Annotated in this window: 20 protein-coding genes; 12 read left to right on the top strand and 8 right to left on the bottom strand. The window is 62.4% G+C overall.

Translation table 11 applies throughout. The features are described 5' to 3' along the window. Positions 1 to 6: 6 nt before the first annotated feature. The 4 genes from ureC to K3F44_RS05770 are packed head-to-tail and all read right to left on the bottom strand — an operon-like array spanning position 7 to position 3181. Complete coding sequence (gene ureC / locus K3F44_RS05785; RefSeq protein ID WP_150569384.1) at positions 7 to 1710, bottom strand: urease subunit alpha; 1704 nt, start codon at positions 1708 to 1710, stop codon at positions 7 to 9. Next, complete coding sequence (locus tag K3F44_RS05780; protein ID WP_220634146.1) at positions 1707 to 2024, bottom strand: urease subunit beta; 318 nt, start codon at positions 2022 to 2024, stop codon at positions 1707 to 1709. The genes ureC and K3F44_RS05780 overlap by 4 nt, the downstream gene beginning before the upstream one ends. Before the next feature lie 10 nt (positions 2025 to 2034). After that, entirely contained in the window at positions 2035 to 2337 is a 303-nt protein-coding gene (locus tag K3F44_RS05775) for an urease subunit gamma (protein ID WP_101319021.1), read from the bottom strand. A 10-nt stretch (positions 2338 to 2347) separates the two neighbouring features. Beyond that, positions 2348 to 3181 (bottom strand): urease accessory protein UreD, encoded by an 834-nt coding sequence (locus K3F44_RS05770; protein WP_220633531.1) that lies wholly within the window; start codon positions 3179 to 3181, stop codon positions 2348 to 2350. A gap of 282 nt (positions 3182 to 3463) precedes the next feature. Here K3F44_RS05770 and K3F44_RS05765 point away from each other — a divergent pair, with 282 nt between their 5' ends. From K3F44_RS05765 to K3F44_RS05745, 5 genes are all read left to right on the top strand, one after another. Then, positions 3464 to 3829, top strand: a complete 366-nt coding sequence (locus tag K3F44_RS05765) for a glyoxalase superfamily protein (RefSeq protein ID WP_101319019.1) — start codon at positions 3464 to 3466, stop codon at positions 3827 to 3829. Positions 3830 to 4017: 188 nt separating this feature from the next. Next, on the top strand, positions 4018 to 5598 hold the full coding sequence (locus K3F44_RS05760; RefSeq protein ID WP_220633530.1) for an ABC-F family ATP-binding cassette domain-containing protein: 1581 nt from the start codon (positions 4018 to 4020) through the stop codon (positions 5596 to 5598). Between the two features lie 107 nt (positions 5599 to 5705). Then, positions 5706 to 6725, top strand: coding sequence for a branched-chain amino acid aminotransferase (locus K3F44_RS05755; RefSeq protein ID WP_220633529.1), 1020 nt, complete (start codon positions 5706 to 5708; stop codon positions 6723 to 6725). A gap of 168 nt (positions 6726 to 6893) precedes the next feature. Next, positions 6894 to 7574, top strand: coding sequence for a response regulator transcription factor (locus tag K3F44_RS05750; RefSeq protein ID WP_101319013.1), 681 nt, complete (start codon positions 6894 to 6896; stop codon positions 7572 to 7574). Beyond that, positions 7552 to 8934: a HAMP domain-containing sensor histidine kinase gene (locus K3F44_RS05745; protein WP_181087814.1), complete on the top strand. Its 1383-nt coding sequence runs from the start codon at positions 7552 to 7554 to the stop codon at positions 8932 to 8934. The genes K3F44_RS05750 and K3F44_RS05745 overlap by 23 nt, the downstream gene beginning before the upstream one ends. Positions 8935 to 8970: 36 nt before the next feature. Here the strand turns inward: K3F44_RS05745 and cysS are convergent, their stop codons facing one another. Then, positions 8971 to 10353, bottom strand: coding sequence for a cysteine--tRNA ligase (gene cysS / locus K3F44_RS05740; RefSeq protein WP_220633528.1), 1383 nt, complete (start codon positions 10351 to 10353; stop codon positions 8971 to 8973). Positions 10354 to 10362: 9 nt separating this feature from the next. After that, the gene (locus K3F44_RS05735) at positions 10363 to 12066 is read right to left on the bottom strand and encodes a glutamine--tRNA ligase/YqeY domain fusion protein (protein ID WP_220633527.1); all 1704 of its coding nucleotides are present in this window, start codon (positions 12064 to 12066) and stop codon (positions 10363 to 10365) included. A 234-nt stretch (positions 12067 to 12300) separates the two neighbouring features. On the opposite strand from K3F44_RS05735, the gene K3F44_RS05730 reads away from it, so the two are divergent. Together K3F44_RS05730 and K3F44_RS05725 are read left to right on the top strand one after the other, a co-directional pair. Further along, entirely contained in the window at positions 12301 to 12804 is a 504-nt protein-coding gene (locus tag K3F44_RS05730; protein ID WP_101319005.1) for a peptidylprolyl isomerase, read from the top strand. Then, positions 12801 to 13523, top strand: a complete 723-nt coding sequence (locus K3F44_RS05725; RefSeq protein WP_101319003.1) for a UDP-2,3-diacylglucosamine diphosphatase — start codon at positions 12801 to 12803, stop codon at positions 13521 to 13523. The genes K3F44_RS05730 and K3F44_RS05725 overlap by 4 nt, the downstream gene beginning before the upstream one ends. A gap of 78 nt (positions 13524 to 13601) precedes the next feature. On the opposite strand, the gene K3F44_RS05720 is transcribed toward K3F44_RS05725, so the two are convergent. Beyond that, positions 13602 to 15887 (bottom strand): acylase, encoded by a 2286-nt coding sequence (locus K3F44_RS05720; RefSeq protein WP_409077667.1) that lies wholly within the window; start codon positions 15885 to 15887, stop codon positions 13602 to 13604. A gap of 228 nt (positions 15888 to 16115) precedes the next feature. On the opposite strand from K3F44_RS05720, the gene K3F44_RS05715 reads away from it, so the two are divergent. Beyond that, a complete protein-coding gene (locus K3F44_RS05715) occupies positions 16116 to 16490 on the top strand; it encodes a fe2+ zn2+ uptake regulation protein (RefSeq protein ID WP_220633525.1) in 375 nt (124 codons plus the stop codon). Positions 16491 to 16525: 35 nt separating this feature from the next. Here K3F44_RS05715 and K3F44_RS05710 read toward each other — a convergent pair whose 3' ends face one another. Then, a complete protein-coding gene (locus tag K3F44_RS05710; protein ID WP_101318997.1) occupies positions 16526 to 16714 on the bottom strand; it encodes a hypothetical protein in 189 nt (62 codons plus the stop codon). Between the two features lie 149 nt (positions 16715 to 16863). Here K3F44_RS05710 and K3F44_RS05705 point away from each other — a divergent pair, with 149 nt between their 5' ends. The 4 genes from K3F44_RS05705 to K3F44_RS05690 all read left to right on the top strand — a co-directional run bounded on the left by K3F44_RS05705 (position 16864) and on the right by K3F44_RS05690 (position 19278). After that, entirely contained in the window at positions 16864 to 17325 is a 462-nt protein-coding gene (locus tag K3F44_RS05705) for a hypothetical protein (RefSeq protein ID WP_259407031.1), read from the top strand. A 272-nt stretch (positions 17326 to 17597) separates the two neighbouring features. Beyond that, positions 17598 to 17987 carry a Mor transcription activator family protein gene (locus tag K3F44_RS05700; protein WP_101318993.1) on the top strand — a complete coding sequence of 130 codons (390 nt, stop codon included), beginning with the start codon at positions 17598 to 17600 and terminating at the stop codon, positions 17985 to 17987. A gap of 21 nt (positions 17988 to 18008) precedes the next feature. Further along, positions 18009 to 18638 carry a DUF2589 domain-containing protein gene (locus K3F44_RS05695; protein WP_181087807.1) on the top strand — a complete coding sequence of 210 codons (630 nt, stop codon included), beginning with the start codon at positions 18009 to 18011 and terminating at the stop codon, positions 18636 to 18638. A 100-nt stretch (positions 18639 to 18738) separates the two neighbouring features. Then, a complete protein-coding gene (locus K3F44_RS05690; RefSeq protein ID WP_188036359.1) occupies positions 18739 to 19278 on the top strand; it encodes a DUF2589 domain-containing protein in 540 nt (179 codons plus the stop codon). Position 19279: the final 1 nt, after the last annotated feature.

Below are 19279 nucleotides of genomic sequence, written 5' to 3'. Positions count from 1 at the left end.
GCTCCTTCAAAACAGAAAATAGCGCTGCGCCAACGGCAGTTCGCTGGCTGGCTCACACACCAGCAGCTCGCCGTCGGCACGCACCTGATAGGTTTGTGCATCGACTTCGATCTGCGGTTGCAGCGTGTTCAGGACCATGTCGCGCTTGCGCACCTGGCGGCAGCCCTTGGCCACGCCGATCAGGCTCTGCAGGTTGAGCTGCTCGACCACGCCCTGATCGAGCGCTGCCTGCGACACGAAAGTCATGCGTGTGGCATGGCGAGCGGCGCCCAGTGCGCCGAACATCGGCCGGTAGTGCACAGGCTGCGGTGTTGGAATCGAGCCGTTGATATCGCCCATCGGCGCGGTGACGATCATCCCGCCCTTGATCACCAAGGCCGGTTTGACCGCGAAGAACGCAGGTTTCCAAAGCACCAGGTCAGCCAGCTTGCCGACTTCCAGCGAGCCGACTTCATGGGCGATGCCGTGGGTCACTGCCGGGTTGATGGTGTACTTGGCGATGTAGCGCTTGACCCGGAAGTTGTCACTGTAGTCGCTGTCGGGTGCCAGCGGGCCGCGGCGCAGCTTCATCTGATGGGCTACTTGCCAGGTGCGAATCACCACTTCGCCAACTCGGCCCATGGCCTGCGAATCGGACGAGGTCATGGCAAATGCGCCCATGTCATGGAGGATGTCCTCGGCGGCAATCGTCTCACGGCGAATGCGCGACTCGGCAAACGCTACGTCTTCGGCAATGCTTGGGTCGAGGTGATGGCAAACCATCAGCATGTCGAGGTGTTCGTCGACGGTATTGACGGTGTACGGCAAGGTCGGGTTGGTCGACGAAGGCAGCACGTTGGCCTGCCCTGCTGCGCGGATGATGTCCGGGGCATGGCCGCCGCCGGCGCCTTCGGTGTGGAAGGTATGAATGGTGCGGTCGCCGATAGCGGCAAGAGTGTCTTCGATACAGCCCGATTCATTGAGTGTGTCGGTGTGGATCGCGACCTGGATGTCCATCTCTTCGGCCACGCTCAGGCAGCAGTCGATCGCAGCCGGAGTCGATCCCCAGTCTTCATGCAGCTTGAGCCCGACTGCGCCAGCAGCGATCTGCTCGCGCAGCGCTTCAGGGCGCGAGGCATTGCCCTTGCCGAGCAGGCCGATATTGATCGGCAGGCTGTCGGCCGCTTGCAGCATGCGCGCCATGTACCAAGGGCCAGGTGTGCAGGTAGTGGCGTTGGTGCCGGTGGCCGGCCCGGTCCCGCCGCCGATAAACGTGGTGACGCCACTGGTGAGGGCCTCTTCGACCTGCTGCGGGCAGATGAAGTGGATATGCGAGTCGATGCCGCCAGCGGTGACGATCTTGCCCTCGGCGGCGATGACCTCGGTGCCAGGGCCGACCGGTACGGTGACGCCAGGCTGCACATCCGGGTTGCCGGCCTTGCCGATCATGGCAATCCGCCCGTGTTTGATGCCGATGTCTGCCTTGACGATGCCCCAGTGGTCGATGATCAGTGCGTTGGTCAGGACCAGGTCCATCGCCTCGGCCGCCAGCATCTGGCCCTGCCCCATGCCGTCACGGATGACCTTGCCGCCGCCGAACTTGACCTCTTCACCATAGATGGTGAAGTCTTTCTCGACCTCGACCCACAGCGCCGTGTCCGCCAGGCGCACCCGGTCGCCCACGGTCGGGCCGAACATGTCGGCATAGGCGCGACGCGACAGCCGGCTCATGCGCTGCCCTCCAATGGGCCCATCACCTTGCCCTGAAAACCATATATCTCGCGCTTGCCGGCGTAGGCCACCAACTGCACGGTACGCGCCTGGCCGGGTTCGAAGCGCACCGCGGTGCCGGCCGGGATATCCAGGCGAAAGCCCAAGGTCGGCTCACGCTCGAACACCAGTGCGTCGTTGACTTCATAGAAGTGGTAATGCGAGCCGACCTGTACCGGCCGGTCACCGTGATTGGCAACCTTGACGCTGACCGTTGCCCGGCCCACGTTGAGCTCGATGTCGCCAACGGCGACTTGGATTTCACCCGGAATCATGCCGGCCTCCTCAGACGATAGGATCATGAACGGTCACCAATTTGGTGCCGTCAGGAAAGGTTGCCTCGACCTGCACGTCATGGATCATTTCCGGTACGCCGGGCATGACCTGATCGCGCCGCAGCACCTCACGGCCAAGGCTCATCAGTTCGGCGACGGTACGGCCATCGCGGGCCCCCTCCATCACCGCGGCGCTGATCAACGCCAGGGCTTCCGGGTAGTTGAGCTTCAGGCCACGGCCCAGGCGGCGCTCGGCCAGCAATGCGGCAGTGAACAGCAGCAGCTTGTCTTTCTCTCTGGGGGTCAGTTCCACGGCGTCTCTCTCAGGTAGCCCAGATGCGCGGCGGGCATGGCGCCAGGCCGAGAACGGCCGGGCGCAGCACATGCCAAAGGCGCTGCAGGGTGTGTTGCAGATGTTGGTTGTCGTGATCGAGCAGGCGGATCACCAGTAGCTCGCCCAGCAGGGTTGCCCCGACCGGGTTGCCAAGGCTGTCGAGCAACTCGCGGACCTGCTCCAGCAACGCCTGGTCAGCGGGCGCGGCGCAAAAGGTCGCCAGTAGTGGATGCCCGCCGACCTTGTCCAGGCGCCCGCCCTCGATGCGCAGGCGCTCGTGCAGGCCCGGATCACCCGGCAGCTCGACGCGCAGGCGGCTGTCCAGCGCGCCTTGCTCGAAGCGCTCGTTCATTACCGGACGGCCCAGGCATAGCGTTTCCCAGGCGAGCAAACGCGCGCCCGGCTCCAGGGTGAAGCGGCTGTCCAGGCTCGCCCTGGCGCCGGAAAAGAAGATGCTGTCCTGAGGCAGCCATTCCAGGGTGCTCCCGGCCTGCAGGTGAAAGTGCTGATGCAAGCGCGCGGTCGGGCCGATGCTGCGGTAGAACTTGCTCGCGCCGGGCATGGTCAGCAGCGCGTGGCTGCCGGCTTCCAGCTGGATGTCCAGCTCAAGCCGGTCGCCGGCGACGATGCCGCCTGGCGGGTGCAGGATGTACACGTGGCATGGGCTGCCTTCCGGATGAAACGGTCGTTGCACCAAAAGAGGTCCGAAATGCTTGCGCGCACCAAGGCGGGTCACGCCGTCGCGTTGCACAAAGCGCAGTTGCAGGTAGGCGCTCCACCCGCTGTCGTCGTCTTGCTGCTCGATCTGTTGCGCCAAAGACATCCTGGCCCCCTGAAAATCCCGGCCCTGCGGCCCTGAGCCGATCAGCATGGCGCCGTTGCGCGCCGCGTCTGACCAGTCGATCAATTTTGCTTGGGGGATGCTTTGCAGATTGCGGGCCAACTTTGCCCTGGCGCGAGGCACAAAGCGCTCTGGCAAGAGGCACCGGGGCGCATGCCGCACACTTAAAGGGCGTCGCCCGGCCCCGTTTCAGTGCTGCCAGGTTGGTGCTGGAGGACGCGAAGCGGGTTACAGTAGCGCCTTCAGCTGACCAAGGAAGTCACCATGCAATTAGCCCCTGCCATCCCGATCCTGCGGATCTTCTCGGTCGACAAGGCCAAAGAGTTCTATCTCGATTTTCTCGGGTTCACGCTCGATTGGGAGCACCGGTTCAGCCCGGATCTGCCGCTGTACGCACAAATCCGTCGCGATGGGCTGATCCTGCATCTGTCGGAACACCACGGTGACGCCTCGCCCGGCTCGACCATCTTTGCCCGCATCGACGACCTGCGCGCGCTGGAGCGTGAACTGCAGGACAAACAGTACGGCTATGCCCGTCCCGAGGCCGAAACCGTCGATTGGGGCTTGCAGATGCAGATCTGGGATCCGTTCGGCAACCGCCTGCGCTTCTGCCAGCAGAGCGAAGACTAACGGTTGCCCTCGGCCAGCCGGCCTGGCCGGGTCAGGCTTTACCCATGCCAGGGTATCCGCTAGGCTTGGCCTTCATCCCCTCAAACAGGTATTGGTCCAATGCGCCATTGATGCCGCCGTCACCTCGACGGCCAGCCTTCAGCCCTCAGCTCTCGCCTGGGGATGTCGCGGCATGAGTGGAGTTGTGCATGACCAATACCTCGATCCTGACGCTGGACGGCGTCACCCTGGCCTTGCCCGATGGCAGGCAGCTGTTTGCCCCTATCAGTGAATCCTTCGACCAACGCCGCACCGGCCTGGTCGGTGTCAATGGCGTCGGCAAGAGCCTGCTCGGGCAGATCCTCGCCGGCTCGCTGGCACCCAGCGAGGGTCGCTGCCTGCGCAGCGGCCGGGTGCATTACCTTCATCAACATTTTGTAAGCCAGTGCAGCACAGTGGCAGAGCTGGCGCAGGTGGGTTCGGTCGTTGCTGCGCTGCAGCGCATAGAAGCAGGCAGCGCTGACCCGGCAGATTTCGACGTAGTGGCTGAACGCTGGGATATCCGCGAGCGAGTGCAAGCCCAGCTGGACCGCCATGGGCTCGGCCAGCTTGAGCTGGAGCGCGATGCAGCGAGCTTGAGCGGGGGCCAGGCGATGCGTGTGGCGCTGATCGGCGCGCTGGTTAGCCAGGCCGATTATCTGATCCTTGATGAGCCGAGCAACCACCTCGACGTGGATGCTCGCGAGCAACTGCACCAGATGCTGCTGGGCTGGGTCAAAGGCCTGCTGGTAATCAGCCACGATCGCACCCTGCTTGGGCACATGCAGCGGATTGTCGAGCTGACCCCGCAAGGCCTGCGCAGCTACTCCGGTGACTACCGGCACTATGAGCACGCCAAAGCGCATGAACAGGCGTGTGCCCTGCACACCCTTGATCGCCTCAAGCACGAACGGCGCCGTCAGACGCAGGTGCTGCAACAGCAACGCGAGAGCCTCGAGCGACGGCAAGCCGACGCGGGGCGCCAGGCCAGACAGGCCAATCAAGCAAAAATCCTTATCGGCCGTCAGCAGCAGCGCAGCCAGGCCACTGCCGGTAGACAGCAGCGCGAACACCAGGCAGCCGAGGCCAAGCTGCACGCGCAACTGCGCCAGGCCAACAAGCAGGTAGAACGCAACAGCCCCATCGTCATGCACGCGCCGGACGCTGGCCGCAGCCAAGGCAAATCGGTGCTGAGCGTCAGCGGCTTGCAGTTGCCCCGGGGCAGCCAGGCGCCGCTCGATCTCCATCTGCGCAGCGGCGAGCACATGGCTGTGATCGGTGCCAACGGGACCGGCAAATCGACACTGTTGAAGGTGCTGGCGGGCCAGCTCCAGGCCAGCGCAGGTAGCTTTCAGGTATACGGTGAGGTCGCCCTGCTCGACCAACATTACAGCCTGCTGCCCGCCGAACTGAGCGCCCTCGCCTTCCTGCGCCTGGCCAACCCAGGGCTGGCCCACAGCGAGGTGCGGACCCGCCTGGCGCAATTGGGCCTGGACGCGGCAAGGGTGGAGATGCCCACTGCCCTGCTCAGCGGTGGCGAACGGTTCAAGGCCGCTCTGGCCGGGCTCCTCTACCGCCAGCGGCCGGTCGACCTGCTGCTGTTGGACGAACCGAGCAATCACCTCGACCTGCCGTCGCTGCTGGCGTTGGAACGGATGCTCGATCAGTTCTGCGGTGGCCTACTGGTGGCCTGCCATGACCAGGCCTTTTTACAACGCCTGCAACTGCACGATTCGCTACGGCTTGGATGAATCTGAGACTGGACGTTTCCGATCTGCGGCGGATGTATTATCGTGGCGTGGTGCGCAAATAACAGCAGCCCGAGTGATCGGGCATCTGCAAGACAATCGAGGGTGTCATGAGTAACGAGAGCATTAACTGGGACAAGCTGGGCTTCGACTACATCAAGACTGACAAGCGCTTCCTGTCCGTGTTCCGCGATGGCGAGTGGGACAAGGGCACCCTGACCGATGACAACGTGCTGCACATCAGCGAAGGCTCGACCGCCCTGCACTACGGCCAGCAGTGTTTTGAAGGCCTCAAGGCCTATCGCTGCAAGGATGGCACCGTCAACCTGTTCCGTCCGGATCAGAACGCCCTGCGTATGCAGCGCAGCTGCGACCGCCTGCTGATGCCGCGGGTGCCGACCGATCAGTTCATCGAAGCCTGCAAACAGGTAGTCAAGGCCAACGAGCGATTCGTGCCGCCACACGGCAAGGGCGCTCTGTACCTGCGTCCGTTCGTGATCGGTACCGGTGACAATATCGGCGTGCGTACCGCACCTGAGTTTATTTTCTCGGTATTCGCGATCCCGGTCGGTTCGTACTTCAAGGGCGGCATGACCCCGCACAAGTTCCTGATCTCCGATTTCGACCGCGCCGCGCCGCAGGGCACCGGTGCCGCCAAAGTCGGTGGCAACTACGCGGCAAGCCTGCAGCCGGGCTATGAGGCGAAGAAAGCCGGCTTCGCCGATTGCATCTACCTCGACCCGCTGACCCACTCGAAGATCGAAGAAGTCGGTTCGGCCAACTTCTTTGGCATCACTGCCAACAACGAGTTCGTCACGCCGAAGTCGGCTTCGGTACTGCCGGGCATCACCCGCCTGTCGCTGATGGAGCTGGCCGAATCGCGTCTGGGCCTGAAGGTCATCGAAGGCGACGTACAGATCAACAACCTCGAGCGCTTCGTCGAGGCCGGTGCCTGTGGCACCGCGGCAGTGATCACGCCAATTGGTGGCATCCAGTACAACGGCAAGCTGCATGTGTTCCACAGTGAAACCGAAGTCGGCCCGGTCACCACCAAGCTCTACAACGAGCTGACCGGCATCCAGAGCGGCGACGTCGAAGCGCCGGCTGGCTGGATCGTCAAAGTCGCGTAAGCGCTAACGCCATGCCCTTGCGGGGCAAGTCTGCTCTCACTTACCGCGTACGGTTGGGTGAGAGTGGGCTTGCCCCGTAGTGCTTTTTAGCCAGATGAATTTTTCTTAAATCGCCGTTTGGCTATTCTTTGGCACAATCGAACCTCAATTCGCCGCCCAGGAACCAGCATGCCCCGCGTACTGACCATCGAAGACGACGCCGTCACCGGCCAGGAAATCGTCGCTGAACTGACCAGCCACGGCCTGGATGTAGAGTGGGCAGACAATGGCCGCGAAGGCCTGGCAAAGGCTATTGCCGGTGGCTACGACCTGATCACCGTGGACCGCATGTTGCCCGAAGTCGATGGCCTGACCATCGTCACCACCCTGCGCAGCCTGAAGATTGCCACGCCGATCCTGATGATCAGCGCCCTCTCCGACGTTGACGAACGCGTGCGCGGCTTGCGTGCCGGCGGCGACGATTACCTGACCAAGCCGTTTGCCTCCGACGAAATGGCTGCCAGGGTCGAAGTGCTGCTGCGCCGTAACAGCGTACCGATGACCCAGACCCGCCTGCAGGTGGCGGACCTCGAGCTGGACCTGATCAGCCATGAAGCCCGTCGCGGCGAGCAAACGCTGAACCTGCTGCCCACCGAATACAAGCTGCTCGAATACCTGATGCGCCACGCCGGCCAGGTAATCACCCGGATGATGATTTTCGAGGAGGTGTGGGGCTATCACTTCGACCCAGGCACCAACCTGATCGACGTGCACATCGGCCGCTTGCGCAAGAAGATCGACGCTCCCGGCCAGTGCGCACTGATTCGAACCGTGCGGGGCTCGGGCTATGCCATTGCTGAACCCGTCTAAAGGCTGGAGCTCGTCCACCAGTCGCCTGCTGGCGCTGTACAGCTTTCTCTTCGTGGCCTGGAGCAGCATCCTCATGGGGGTGCTGTATTTCGAGGTTTCTAGCTACCTGAACAAGCTCACCCGTCATTCCATGCTGCAGCGTCAGCATCTGTTTGCGCACATGAGCGGCAAGCAGCTGGACGACGCCCTGATCGCCAGCCAGGCTTTCGAAGAGCGCAGTTTCGACGCCTATGGCCTGTTCGACGCACAGCTCAATCCACTGGGCGGGCGTATCCGCGCCATCCCCAAGGAGCTGCGCCTGGACGGCAAGGTGCATGAGCTCAAGCACTGCCTGGACAGCGCCGACCCGGGCATGATCCACGAAACCTGCGACGCGGTTGCGATCAAGGTGCAGGACGGTCGCTGGCTGGTATTGTTTCGCGACAACGGCTCGTTGTTCGTGGTCACGCGGATCATCCTGGATGCGTTGCTGTGGGGCATCTCCCTGACCCTGATACCAGGCTTTGCCGGTTGGTACCTGCTGCGCAGGCGGCCGCTCAAGCGGATCCGCGCGGTGCAGGCCAGCGCCGAACTGATCGTGGCCGGCGACCTGACCCACCGCCTGCCACTGTCGGCCCGGCGCGATGAGCTGGACATGCTGGCGGCCATCGTCAACGCCATGCTCGACCGCATCGAGCGGCTGATGCATGAAGTCAAGGGCGTCTGCGACAACATTGCCCATGACCTGCGCACGCCCCTGACGCGGCTACGTGCGCAGCTGTATCGGATTCGCCAGCAGAGCGGCGAGGATTCTGCCCAGGCCGAGGCGCTGGATCAGGCCATCGGCGAGACTGACACGTTGATGGCGCGGTTTCGCGGATTGTTGCGCATCAGTGAACTGGAGGACCGCCAGCGCCGCGCCGGCTTCGTCCAGCTTGATCCACAGGCACTGCTGGTCGAGCTGCATGACTTCTACCTGCCGCTGGCCGAGGACCGCACTATCGAGCTGCAACTGGAGCAGCCAGCGCAGTTGTCGGCGCTGCACGGCGATCGCGAGCTGCTGTTCGAGGCGCTGGCCAATCTGGTCGGCAACGCGATCAAATTCACCCCTGAAGGTGGCCAGGTGCGCATTGCTGCCAGTCAGGATGCCAGCGGCGTGCATGTAGCGATCGAAGACAGCGGGCCAGGCATCCCGGAACAGGAACGCACCGCCGTACTCAAGCGTTTCTATCGGAGTGAGGAAGGTCATCGCCACCCTGGCTTCGGCCTCGGGCTGTCGATAGTTGCAGCGATCGTTGACTTGCACGGCTTCACCCTTGAAATTGGTGAAAGCCAATGGGGCGGCGCCAGGCTGGTCCTGCACTGCCCGCTCGCCAGCTGAACACCGGGGCCGCATTGCGCGGCCCCGGCACTGCGGTCAGTCAGCCAGGCGCCAGGTGGTGGCGCCTTTGCTGTCCTCAAGCACCACACCCATCGCCGTGAGCTGATCACGGATACGGTCCGACTCGGCCCAGTTCTTGTCAGTCCGAGCCTGCAGACGCGCCTGAATCAGCGCCTCCACTTCAGCGGCGTCGACCTTGCCCTCGGCGCCGGCCCGCAGGAAGTCATCAGCCTCCAGTTGCAGCACACCGAGCACCTCACCCAACTCGCGCAGGCGCCCAGCCAGGCCAGCGGCAGCCTCGACGTCTGTGTCGCGCAGGCGGTTGATCTCGCGTACCAGATCGAATAGCACGGCGCAGGCTTCGGGGGTGCCGAAGTCATCGTTCATGGCCACACTGAAGCGCTCGACAAATGCCTCACCGCCCGCAGGAGCGACCCGTGGCAGGCCGCGCAGTGCGTGGTAAAAGCGCTCAAGCGCACCTTTGGCGTCGCGCAGACTGTCTTCCGAGTAGTTGATCGCGCTGCGGTAGTGGCTAGCCACCAACAGGTAGCGGACCACTTCCGGGTGATACTTTTCCAGCACGTCACGGATGGTGAAGAAGTTGTTCAACGACTTCGACATCTTCTCGCCATTGATGCGGATCATGCCGCAGTGCATCCAGGCATTGGCGTACTGCTTGCCAGTGGCCGCTTCGCTCTGCGCGATCTCGTTCTCGTGGTGCGGGAACTCGAGGTCGCTGCCGCCGCCGTGGATGTCGAAGCTCTCGCCCAGGCAGCAGGTGGACATCACCGAGCACTCGATGTGCCAGCCCGGACGGCCCGGGCCCCATGGCGAATCCCAGCTTGGTTCGCCCGGCTTGACGCCCTTCCACAGGACAAAGTCGAGTGGATCCTGCTTGGCCTCGTCAACTTCGATACGGGCGCCGATGCGCAGGTCTTCGATCTTCTTGCGCGACAGCCTGCCGTAACCGACGAACTTGCCCACCCGGTAGTACACATCGCCATTACCCGGTGCGTAGGCATAACCCTTGTCGATCAGGGTCTGGATCATCGCGTGCATGCCAGCGATGTGCTCGGTGGCACGCGGCTCCTGATCCGGCGGCAAGATGTTCAGGCGGCGCTCGTCTTCGTGCATTGCATCGATCATGCGTGCGGTCAGCGCATCGAAGGTCTCGCCGTTTTCATTGGCCCGGTTGATGATCTTGTCATCGATGTCGGTAATGTTGCGCACGTAAGTCAGATCAAAGCCGCTCTTGCGCAGCCAGCGAGTGACCAGGTCGAAGGCCACCATGCTGCGGCCGTGGCCGAGGTGGCAGTAGTCGTACACGGTCATGCCGCAGACATACATGCGCACCTTGTTGCCATCCAGCGGCTTGAAGGCTTCCTTGGTCTTGCTCAGCGTGTTGTAGATGTTAAGCACGGCGATTCCTTAGCTGCCCCAGGAGTCACGCAGGGTGACAGTGCGGTTGAACACCGGGCGGCCCGGCTGGGTGTCTTTCAGGTCGGCGCAGAAGTAACCCTCGCGCTCGAACTGGAAACGGTCTTCAGGCTGGGCGTTGGCCAGCGAAGGTTCCGCACGACAGCCGCTCAGCACCTGCAGCGAATCGGGGTTGATGTTGTCCAGGAAGCTGCCGCCCTCTTCGGTTTTCTCCGGGTTCGGCGAACGGAACAGGCGGTCGTACAGGCGTACTTCGCACTCGACGCTGGCCGCTGCCGGGACCCAGTGAATAACGCCCTTGACTTTGCGCCCCTCAGGGTTCTTGCCAAGGGTGTCCGGATCGTACGAGCAGCGCAGTTCGACGATGTTGCCATCGGCGTCCTTGATCGCTTCGTCGGCACGGATCACGTAGCTGCCGCGCAGACGCACTTCGCCGTTCGGCTCCAGGCGCTTGTAGCCTTTTGGCGGCTCTTCCATGAAATCGTCACGGTCGATGTACAGCTCACGGGCGAAGGGCAACGCGCGCACGCCCATGTCTTCTTTCGGGTGGCGTGGCAGCTCGAGGTTTTCGACCTGGCCTTCCGGATAGTTGGTGATCACTACCTTCAACGGCCGCAGTACACACATGGCGCGCGGCGCGGTGCGGTCGAGGTCATCGCGGATGCTGAACTCGAGCATGTTCATGTCGACCACTCCGTCCGAGCGGTTGGTGCCGATCATGTCGCAGAAGTTGCGGATCGAGGCCGGGGTGTAACCACGACGACGGAAGCCCGACAGGGTCGACATGCGCGGGTCATCCCAACCCTGCACGTATTTCTCGTCAACCAGCTGCTTGAGCTTGCGCTTGGAGGTGATGGTGTAGTTCAGGTTGAGCCGGCTGAACTCGTACTGACGCGGGTGCGCCGGCACTGGCAGGTTGTCGAGGAACCACTCGTACAACGGGCGATGACCTTCGAACTCCAGGGTGCAGATCGAGTGGGTAATGCCCTCGATCGCGTCCGACTGGCCGTGGGTGAAGTCGTAGTTGGGGTAGATGCACCACTTGTCACCGGTCTGGTGATGGTGGGCATGGCGGATCCGGTAGAGGATCGGGTCACGCAGGTTCATGTTCGGCGAGGCCATGTCGATCTTGGCCCGCAGCACGCGCTCGCCATCAGCGAACTCGCCGGCTTTCATGCGCGCGAACAGATCGAGGTTTTCTTCGACGCTGCGCTCCCGGAACGGGCTGTTCTTGCCAGGCTCGGTGAGGTTGCCGCGGTATTCCTTGGCTTGCTCCGGAGTCAGGTCGCAGACATAGGCGTTACCCGACTTGATCAGCTCGACCGCCCAGTCGTGCAACTGGTCGAAGTACTGCGAGGCATAGCGCACGGGACCTGTCCAGTTGAAGCCCAGCCACTTGACGTCGCTCTGGATCGCGTCGATGTACTCCTGGTCTTCCTTGGCCGGGTTGGTGTCGTCGAAGCGCAGGTGACAGGCACCGCCGAACTCTTCGGCCAGGCCGAAGTTGACGCAGATCGACTTGGCGTGGCCAATGTGCAGGTAACCGTTGGGCTCCGGCGGGAAGCGGGTGACTATCTGCGTGTGCTTGCCCGAGTCCAGGTCAGCCTGAACGATCGGCCGCAGGAAGTTTGCAGGGACGGCGGGAGCGCCTTTGGCAGCGGCGTTGGGCGCGTTGTCGGCAGTGGGCTTGCTCATAGGATCCTTGAATGCTGGTGTTCAGCCCGGGTAGGCCGATTGAATCAAAGGGCCTATCATAGCCGAAGCAGTCAAGCTGCTGACAGCCGGGCGCCGACAAAGTGGCGCGATTTATCGCAACCCGGGCAAAATGGCGCCGCGCGCGCTGTGTCGCGGCAAGCCAATCCTGCGTCAGCTGATGTACGCGTGCTGCGCGCAGCCAATTTCTGTATGCCTTGAAGAGTGAATTTGAGCATGTCCCAAGTCAAACTGACCACCAACCACGGCGACATCGTCCTGGAACTGAACGCCGAGAAGGCGCCGCTGACCGTCGCAAACTTCCTCGCCTACGTCGAAGCCGGCCACTACAGCAATACCGTTTTCCACCGTGTGATCAAAGGTTTCATGATCCAGGGCGGCGGTTTTGAACCCGGCATGAGCGAGAAGAAAGACAAGCGCCCAAGCATTCAGAACGAAGCCGACAACGGCCTGAAGAACGACAGGTACACCATCGCCATGGCCCGCACCATGGAACCGCACTCGGCCTCGGCGCAGTTCTTCATCAACGCCTCCGACAACGGTTTCCTTAATCACAGCGGCAAGAACACCCAAGGCTGGGGCTACGCGGTATTTGGCGAAGTCATCGAAGGCAAGGACGTGGTCGACAAGATCGAAGCCGTTGCCACCGGCTCCAAAGCCGGCCACCAGGACGTGCCGAAAGAAGACGTGATCATCGAGAAAGCCGAGATCATTGGGTGATTCTGCTGATCTCTGATCTGCACCTGCAAGAAGAACGCCCGGAGATTACCCGGGCGTTTGTTGACCTGCTCGAAGGTCGCGCACGCCACGCCAGAGCGCTGTACATTCTCGGTGACTTTTTCGAGGCATGGATCGGCGATGACGCGATGACCCCGTATCAGCGGTCGATCTGCCAGGCATTGCGTAACTTGAGCGACAGCGGTACCGCTATTTACCTGATGCACGGCAACCGCGATTTTCTCCTCGGCGAGGATTTCTGTGCTGCCGCTGGCTGCACCTTGCTCGCCGATCCCAGTGTGGTCGATCTGGGCGGCGAGCCGGTACTGCTGATGCACGGCGACACGTTGTGCACCCGCGACGTCGGCTACATGAAGCTGCGCCGCTATCTGCGTAGCCCGCTGACGCTGTGGGTGCTGCGCCACCTGCCGCTGTCCATGCGGCTCAAGCTGGCACGCAAGCTGCGCAGCGAAAGCAAGACCCAGACCCGCATGAAAAACACCGAGATTGTCGATGTCACGCCCGATGAAGTCCCGCGGGTGATGGCGGCGCACGGCGTGCGCACGCTGGTCCACGGGCACACCCACCGGCCGGCGATCCACAAGTTGCTGGTCGATGGCAGCCCGGCGCGCAGGATTGTTCTGGGCGACTGGGACCGTCGCGGCTGGGCTTTGCAGGTAGATGATCAGGGTTTCCAGCTGGCGCCGTTCGACTTCACCTGAGTCGTCGACGTCGGCTGCTGCACTCACCAAGGCCGCTGTTGCAGATATCTGCGACAGCGGCCTTGTCTATCCCATCGCTTAATCTGCGCTGCTGACCGGCGCAGCCTTGTCGCGCTCACTGATGACCGACCGCCGATACTGCGGGTCAGCCTTGATCTGCGCTTCAGTGAACGCAAGCGGTGCCAGCTGCTTGGCAGCAAACGCACGAGTCTGGTCGGCATGGTGCGCCGAGGCCGCTTCGCTGGACTGCGAAAACGCCAGCAAGCCCTGAGCCTGCGGCCCTTGCTCGGTGAAGCTGACGATTTGCAGGTAACTGGTGCCGCTGACGACCAGACGCTTGCCCTGCCCCACTGGCACACTGTACATGGCGTTGTAGACGCCCAGCTCCTGCGGTCCGCCTGGCACCGGGGTGCCATCCGCCGCCTGTTGGATTTGCCCCCAGCGGCTGTCTGCGCTTATCCCGGATTGGTTTACCTGGTCTTGCGCGGCCAGCGCCGCCTGGTGCAGCAGCTTGCGTACAGCGGCCTGTTCGACGGCCAACCCACGCGGTGTGTGCTCTGGGTCGGCCGGATCATAGGCCACGCGCCAGCTCTGCGGATGCTCGGCCATCGCTTCGGCGATCTGCTCGAAATACAGCAGACCCACGCCAGCATCCAGGTCAGCCTTGCCATTCCAGGCCTTGAGGCCTTGGCACAGCTGGGCAACGTCAGCCCCGCCCCCCTTGCACCAATCAAGCAGCTCCGGCAGCAGCAGGCTGGCCAGATAGACCTCATCATCAAACACCATGCCTTGCAGTTCAGCGACGCCGAGCTTGCCACGGCCCTGCAGCCGCTGCAGGGCGAAGCGGCCGCGCATGCTCAGGGGCTGATCATCGCGACTGACCAGCGGCGAAAAGCCCAGCAACGGCTGCGCCGGATTGCTCATCCGCGCCGGGTCATTGGAGTTCTGCACAAAGTCGCGCCGTTCAAGGCTCGGCAACAGTCGCGCCGGAACGATACCTGGCTGCGCCGCCTGTGGGTCGCTTTGCCACTGGCACGTACTGCGCGAGCCATCCAGTACCACCAGCTTGGTGCCGGCTGCCGGGTCGCTGCACTGCGCCAGCGTCTGCTGATCAACATAGGGTACAACCGATTGATTGAGGTACAACGACCGCCCGCCGGCATCGACTGCCAGCGTGTTGACCCAAGGAATCCCTTGCAGCTCAGCAACAGAGCCCCTCAGGGCGTCAAGGCTGTCGGCGCGGTTGATCCGATACCACTGCTGCAGCACTCGGCTGTTGTCCAGATTGGCATCGCGCAGGCTGTAGGCGTAGCGGTTGTCCCAGTCAAGCTTGCCTGGCCACTGCACAACCGGGCCGAACTTCGATGTGTAGACCTGCCGCTCGACCTCGCGCAGTGAGCCATCCTCGCCCTTGACCGTAACCCGCAGGGATTGCCGCGCCAGTGGCAGCGACTTGCCATCGAGCAAATAACGGGTTGCATCCTTGGGGTCCAGCTGCAGCCGGTAGAGCGTGAAGTGCTTGGAGGTATCGACCGTATGCGTCCAGGCCAGATGTTGATTGAAGCCGATATTGATCAGCGGCAGGCCCGGCAGCGCCGCCCCCATCACATTCAACCGACCTGGAATTGTCAGCTGCATCTGATAAAAACGCATACCGCCCATCCACGGGAAATGCGGATTGGCCAGCAGCAGCCCGCGACCATTGCTGGAGCGCTCCGAGCCCACCGCTACCGCGTTACTGCCACGCTGCATGGCGAAAAGTGCCTGGCGCTCGAGCGCCAGCCTGAAGTCAGCGGCCTGATGCTGCGCAGCGAGCTTGGGCGGTGATGCGCCAACCAGCGCTTCGACGAACTGCCCGGCGCCGCCCTCGGCCAACAAGCGCCGGGTCAGCTTGACCAGATCCAGGCTGGTCAACGGTCGCACCCACTCACCCCCGCCGCACTCCGCCGGCAAGCCTTGCGCCCGCCGCTCGCCAAGCGCGCGATTGAAGCCGCTGGCATAGCCTTCGAGCAGGTTGTGCACCTCCACCGGCTGAGCCTGCAGAAAGGCACTGACTGCAGCGGGCGTGTTGAGCCAGGTGAAGAACAGATCACTGTCGAGGTTGTTGCGCTGCTCAACGGTTTTGCCCTGGCCGCCGAAATAACGCGAGCGTTCGCCGTTGACCGTCAGCACCTCATTGGCCAGCAGGCACAGGTTGTCCTGCGCATAGGCGTAGCCGATACCGTAGCCAAGCCCCCGCTCGTCGCTGGCCAGGATGTGCGGCACGCCAAAGCTGGTGCGGCGGATTTCGGCGCTGGCAGCAGCAGCGCTTTCACGGGGCTGGGCCAGCAGGCCGAATACCGCCAACGCAACAGCCACGCTCAACTGAGCGGAGCGGCGCAAATATAGCTTCACGGGCGTTCCTTGAGTATCTGAGATCATCCCGTTGAGACGAATAGCTGGACGAAAATTTTACGCATGCAGCCGTGCTGACACGTCTTGAACAGAATCAGCCGTTTATTTTTCCGGCAAAACTGCAGTTTTTCCAATCTCGTTCGTCTTTATCAATGAGGAACCATGATTTCGGGACAGCCCACGAAAAGGAGCATTCACATGTATCAGCCACAACAGGCCCCAGCCAAGCCGAACGGCGCAGCCAATGCCGGCGCTGGGCAACTTGCCGATAGTGAAGAGCGGATTGGCAATGAGCTGATTCGCGAGCTGCTGCGCAAATATGGCCTGCGCACCAGCCTGATCCGACTGAAGGTGATCGATGCCTTGCATGCCGCTGATCGTAACGGTCGCAGTGTCGGTGTGCGCGGCATCCATGCGCAGCTTGAACAGCTCGACATCCCGTTGTCGTTTCTGAGCGTGCGCGAAGTGCTCAAGCGACTTTGCGCCGAGGGCGTGATCAGCCTGGGCGGCGACAAGTGCTATAGCCTCAACCCAGAGGCACGCGCCGTACTCGAGTCGGCTCAAATGCGCTGAGCCGCCGGCCGGCCAGGATGGCCGGCCCGCTGGATTCAGGGTTTGACCTTGCGCCGCAACAAACCGTTGATCACCACTACGATCACTGCAATGGCAATGGCGCAGTACTGGAACGTCTGCTCGGTGATCGTTCCCTGCTTTTGCAGGTAGGAAAGCCCCAGCATCATGCCCAGTACCACCAGGATGATCAGGATCGAGTATTTCAGGCGCTGCACGTGTGTCATCGGGAGTTCCTTGCGACATCAGAGACATTGGGCTCACATGGAGCCGAGGCAATGATACAACGGCATCAGGCGCAGGCGTGTATTTCCTGCTGAGCCACATCCGCGTCTGCTGAAAGCATAGGGGTTCTACCCAGCCCATAGGTGCCCCCATGCTGAATACTTGTCTACGCATCCTCACTCTCTGGTTTGCCGCAGCGTCGGCCCTGGCCGTCGAGCGGCCAGCGCTGGCCGATGATCGCCTGCATCAACTAGGCAGCCAACTCGCCCAAAGTGCCGGCTCAAGCCAGTGGCAACAACTGTGGCAACGCGTGCGCAACGCCGGTTACCTGAACCCCGCGGCTGACCAGCTGCATTTTCTCGTGGAGCAACGCGAGCTTCCCCGCCTCGCCCGGGAAACGCTGGCCCACGCCGACCAGGCAGGTCTGAGCGGACACGCGCAAGCGTTATACCGAAAAGACTTTGCGCCGACCGTGACAGGACGCATCAACGATCATCCAATGACCGCCCTGTGTTTGCTGGTCGACTACCGAGCACTCCCAGCAAGCATGGTCGACGCGCCCCACGCCTACCTGGCTGGCGTGAGCCTGCTGAGCAGCTATCCCTGTGACTGAGGGCAACCCTACCCATGGCAACTGTTCTGGCAGGGGAGCAAGAAGTTTCAAGGCGTACAGGCGGGCCCTGTCGCATAGTCCTACACCCCAATCTCTCGATCCCTGCGTCAAGCACACCCAGGAACTACACACCTCGGTTCGCTTGACGCCTAGGACTGCCTGCACGGGTCATCGACAATCGAATCACGCCACGGGGCAAAAACCCCCCGGCACGTTCTACCCAGTCATGGTCACGCACAGCGCAATCCATTACCCCCACGAGGGAGCCACACATGCAAATGCCAGACTTCAGCCGTATCGATATCGCCTTGCTGCCGCATTCACTACAGTCGCTCATTGAGTGTATCGGCATCGAAAATGCCTACAACCTGACCTGCGCCTATGGTGGGCGCCCCAAGTACATTCCCAAGCACCGCGACCGCACCAAGCTTGCAGAAGTGCTTCCAGCCGCAGCCCTGGACGCGCTGATAAAGCGTTTCGCCGGGGTTGCCCTGGAGATTCCCAAGGCCGACCACTTCCTGCGCCAACTGCGCAACTTGCAGATTCAGCAAGAGAGCGCCGATGGCCTCTCGCGCAGCCTGCTGGCCGACAAGTACGGGTTGAGCTTGCGCCAAATCGGCAACATTCGCCGTCAGGAAACCACGCCCGCTGAGCACCCCTAGTGCTAGCCAAGGAGCTGGATAATGTCTATTGATCCCACACTGGTCGGCTCGGTCATCAACGCCCTGCCCATGGACCGCATGATTTCCGCGCCATTACAGGCGCTGATCCAGGCCCAGATCAGCGCCAGCAAAGCCTACGCAGACTTCCTGATGGGTGTATGCATCCAGAATGGCAAGGCGGTCGCGATCCAGATCGACTACGACGAAACGCTGATCGGCGCAGACGGTGAATACCAGGGCGTAGTGCAAAAGAGCCTGAAAGTGCCGTTGCTGGCCGCCGTCACCCACCCCAACATCGCTATCGAAGAAGGTCGGGTAGAGTTCGAGATCACCATCAGCCAGATGGCTGAACTGAGTACCTCCACCGAGCCCGACGCCAGCCTCACTGGTAGCCTCGGCTGGGGCCCGTTCAAGCTTGAAGTCAAAGGCAGCGTCAGCCAAAAGTCGACTCAGGTACGCAAGACCGACACCCGCGCCCGCTACGCGTTCAACACAACCGTCCGCCGTCAGGATCCGCCGGAGGCGATGATGCGGGTAATCGACTTTTTGACCGAAGCAGCTACCAGGCCGAGCCTTCTGCCTTCGGCAAACGCACGCAACCCTGGCGACATCTCCCAGGACGACACCCTGCCGCCTGTCGAGCAGGCATGACTGCAACGCCCTGCCGTGAATCCAGAGCCCGGCCTTGATGGCGGGCTTGCCGCCTAGAGGAGCGATGAACTTGGATGACACCCCTACCCCGCCCGCGCCCATGCTCTGCAGTGACCTGCGCGACATCACCCGCGGCCTGCAGGAAGCCGCTGCCGCCACCAACAGCTTGATCGCCCAGCAGTACATCACCCTGTTCGATCAGTTTTTCGATCATGACCCCGACGCCCTCGGCGCACCGATGAAAGCCAAAATGGTCGAGGTGGCCATAGATGGTCAGCACATGATCAGGGTGCCGCTGATTACCTTGGTGGCGCCCAAGGGCCTGGCCTTGGAGCGTATGCAGGTAGACCTTTCGGTCCGGGTAAGGAGCACAGAGATAAAAACTGCGCTGGCCGAAGCGGCCGATGCGCATGCGTGCGCTCGCTTCAAGGTCAGCATCGGAGCACAAGCACGCCGCGGCGATGGCCGCGACCCGGACGAAGTGCAGATCCGCATGCAGTTCCAGGCATGCGAGCCGCCTGAGGCGCTCAATCGCCTGATCGAGCAATACACCAACCTCATGGTGCCCACGCCGCGCGGCAACCCGCAGCCACCTGGAGCAGACAGCAACGAGGATGTCGAAGCGGCCAGCGTACGCTGAC

This window comes from Pseudomonas sp. S07E 245, from assembly GCF_019599025.1.
Lineage (GTDB): Bacteria > Pseudomonadota > Gammaproteobacteria > Pseudomonadales > Pseudomonadaceae > Aquipseudomonas > Aquipseudomonas shirazensis.
The sequence above is the reverse complement of the archived record's forward strand: the minus strand, read 5'-3'. Positions and strand labels throughout refer to the sequence as shown.

Bases quoted from the DNA above. Each gene is read 5' to 3' on its own strand.
- K3F44_RS05765 (WP_101319019.1), top strand. From the start codon at position 3,464: ATGCAATTAGCCCCTGCCATCCCGATCCTGCGGATCTTCTCGGTCGAC.
- ureC (WP_150569384.1), bottom strand. From the start codon at position 1,710: ATGAGCCGGCTGTCGCGTCGCGCCTATGCCGACATGTTCGGCCCGACC.
- K3F44_RS05750 (WP_101319013.1), top strand. From the start codon at position 6,894: ATGCCCCGCGTACTGACCATCGAAGACGACGCCGTCACCGGCCAGGAA.
- K3F44_RS05780 (WP_220634146.1), bottom strand. From the start codon at position 2,024: ATGATTCCGGGTGAAATCCAAGTCGCCGTTGGCGACATCGAGCTCAAC.
- K3F44_RS05710 (WP_101318997.1), bottom strand. From the start codon at position 16,714: ATGACACACGTGCAGCGCCTGAAATACTCGATCCTGATCATCCTGGTG.
- K3F44_RS05735 (WP_220633527.1), bottom strand. From the start codon at position 12,066: ATGAGCAAGCCCACTGCCGACAACGCGCCCAACGCCGCTGCCAAAGGC.
- K3F44_RS05730 (WP_101319005.1), top strand. From the start codon at position 12,301: ATGTCCCAAGTCAAACTGACCACCAACCACGGCGACATCGTCCTGGAA.
- K3F44_RS05695 (WP_181087807.1), top strand. From the start codon at position 18,009: ATGTCTATTGATCCCACACTGGTCGGCTCGGTCATCAACGCCCTGCCC.
- K3F44_RS05745 (WP_181087814.1), top strand. From the start codon at position 7,552: ATGCCATTGCTGAACCCGTCTAAAGGCTGGAGCTCGTCCACCAGTCGC.
- K3F44_RS05690 (WP_188036359.1), top strand. From the start codon at position 18,739: ATGCTCTGCAGTGACCTGCGCGACATCACCCGCGGCCTGCAGGAAGCC.
- K3F44_RS05760 (WP_220633530.1), top strand. From the start codon at position 4,018: ATGACCAATACCTCGATCCTGACGCTGGACGGCGTCACCCTGGCCTTG.
- K3F44_RS05700 (WP_101318993.1), top strand. From the start codon at position 17,598: ATGCAAATGCCAGACTTCAGCCGTATCGATATCGCCTTGCTGCCGCAT.
- K3F44_RS05770 (WP_220633531.1), bottom strand. From the start codon at position 3,181: ATGTCTTTGGCGCAACAGATCGAGCAGCAAGACGACGACAGCGGGTGG.
- K3F44_RS05715 (WP_220633525.1), top strand. From the start codon at position 16,116: ATGTATCAGCCACAACAGGCCCCAGCCAAGCCGAACGGCGCAGCCAAT.
- K3F44_RS05755 (WP_220633529.1), top strand. From the start codon at position 5,706: ATGAGTAACGAGAGCATTAACTGGGACAAGCTGGGCTTCGACTACATC.
- K3F44_RS05705 (WP_259407031.1), top strand. From the start codon at position 16,864: ATGCTGAATACTTGTCTACGCATCCTCACTCTCTGGTTTGCCGCAGCG.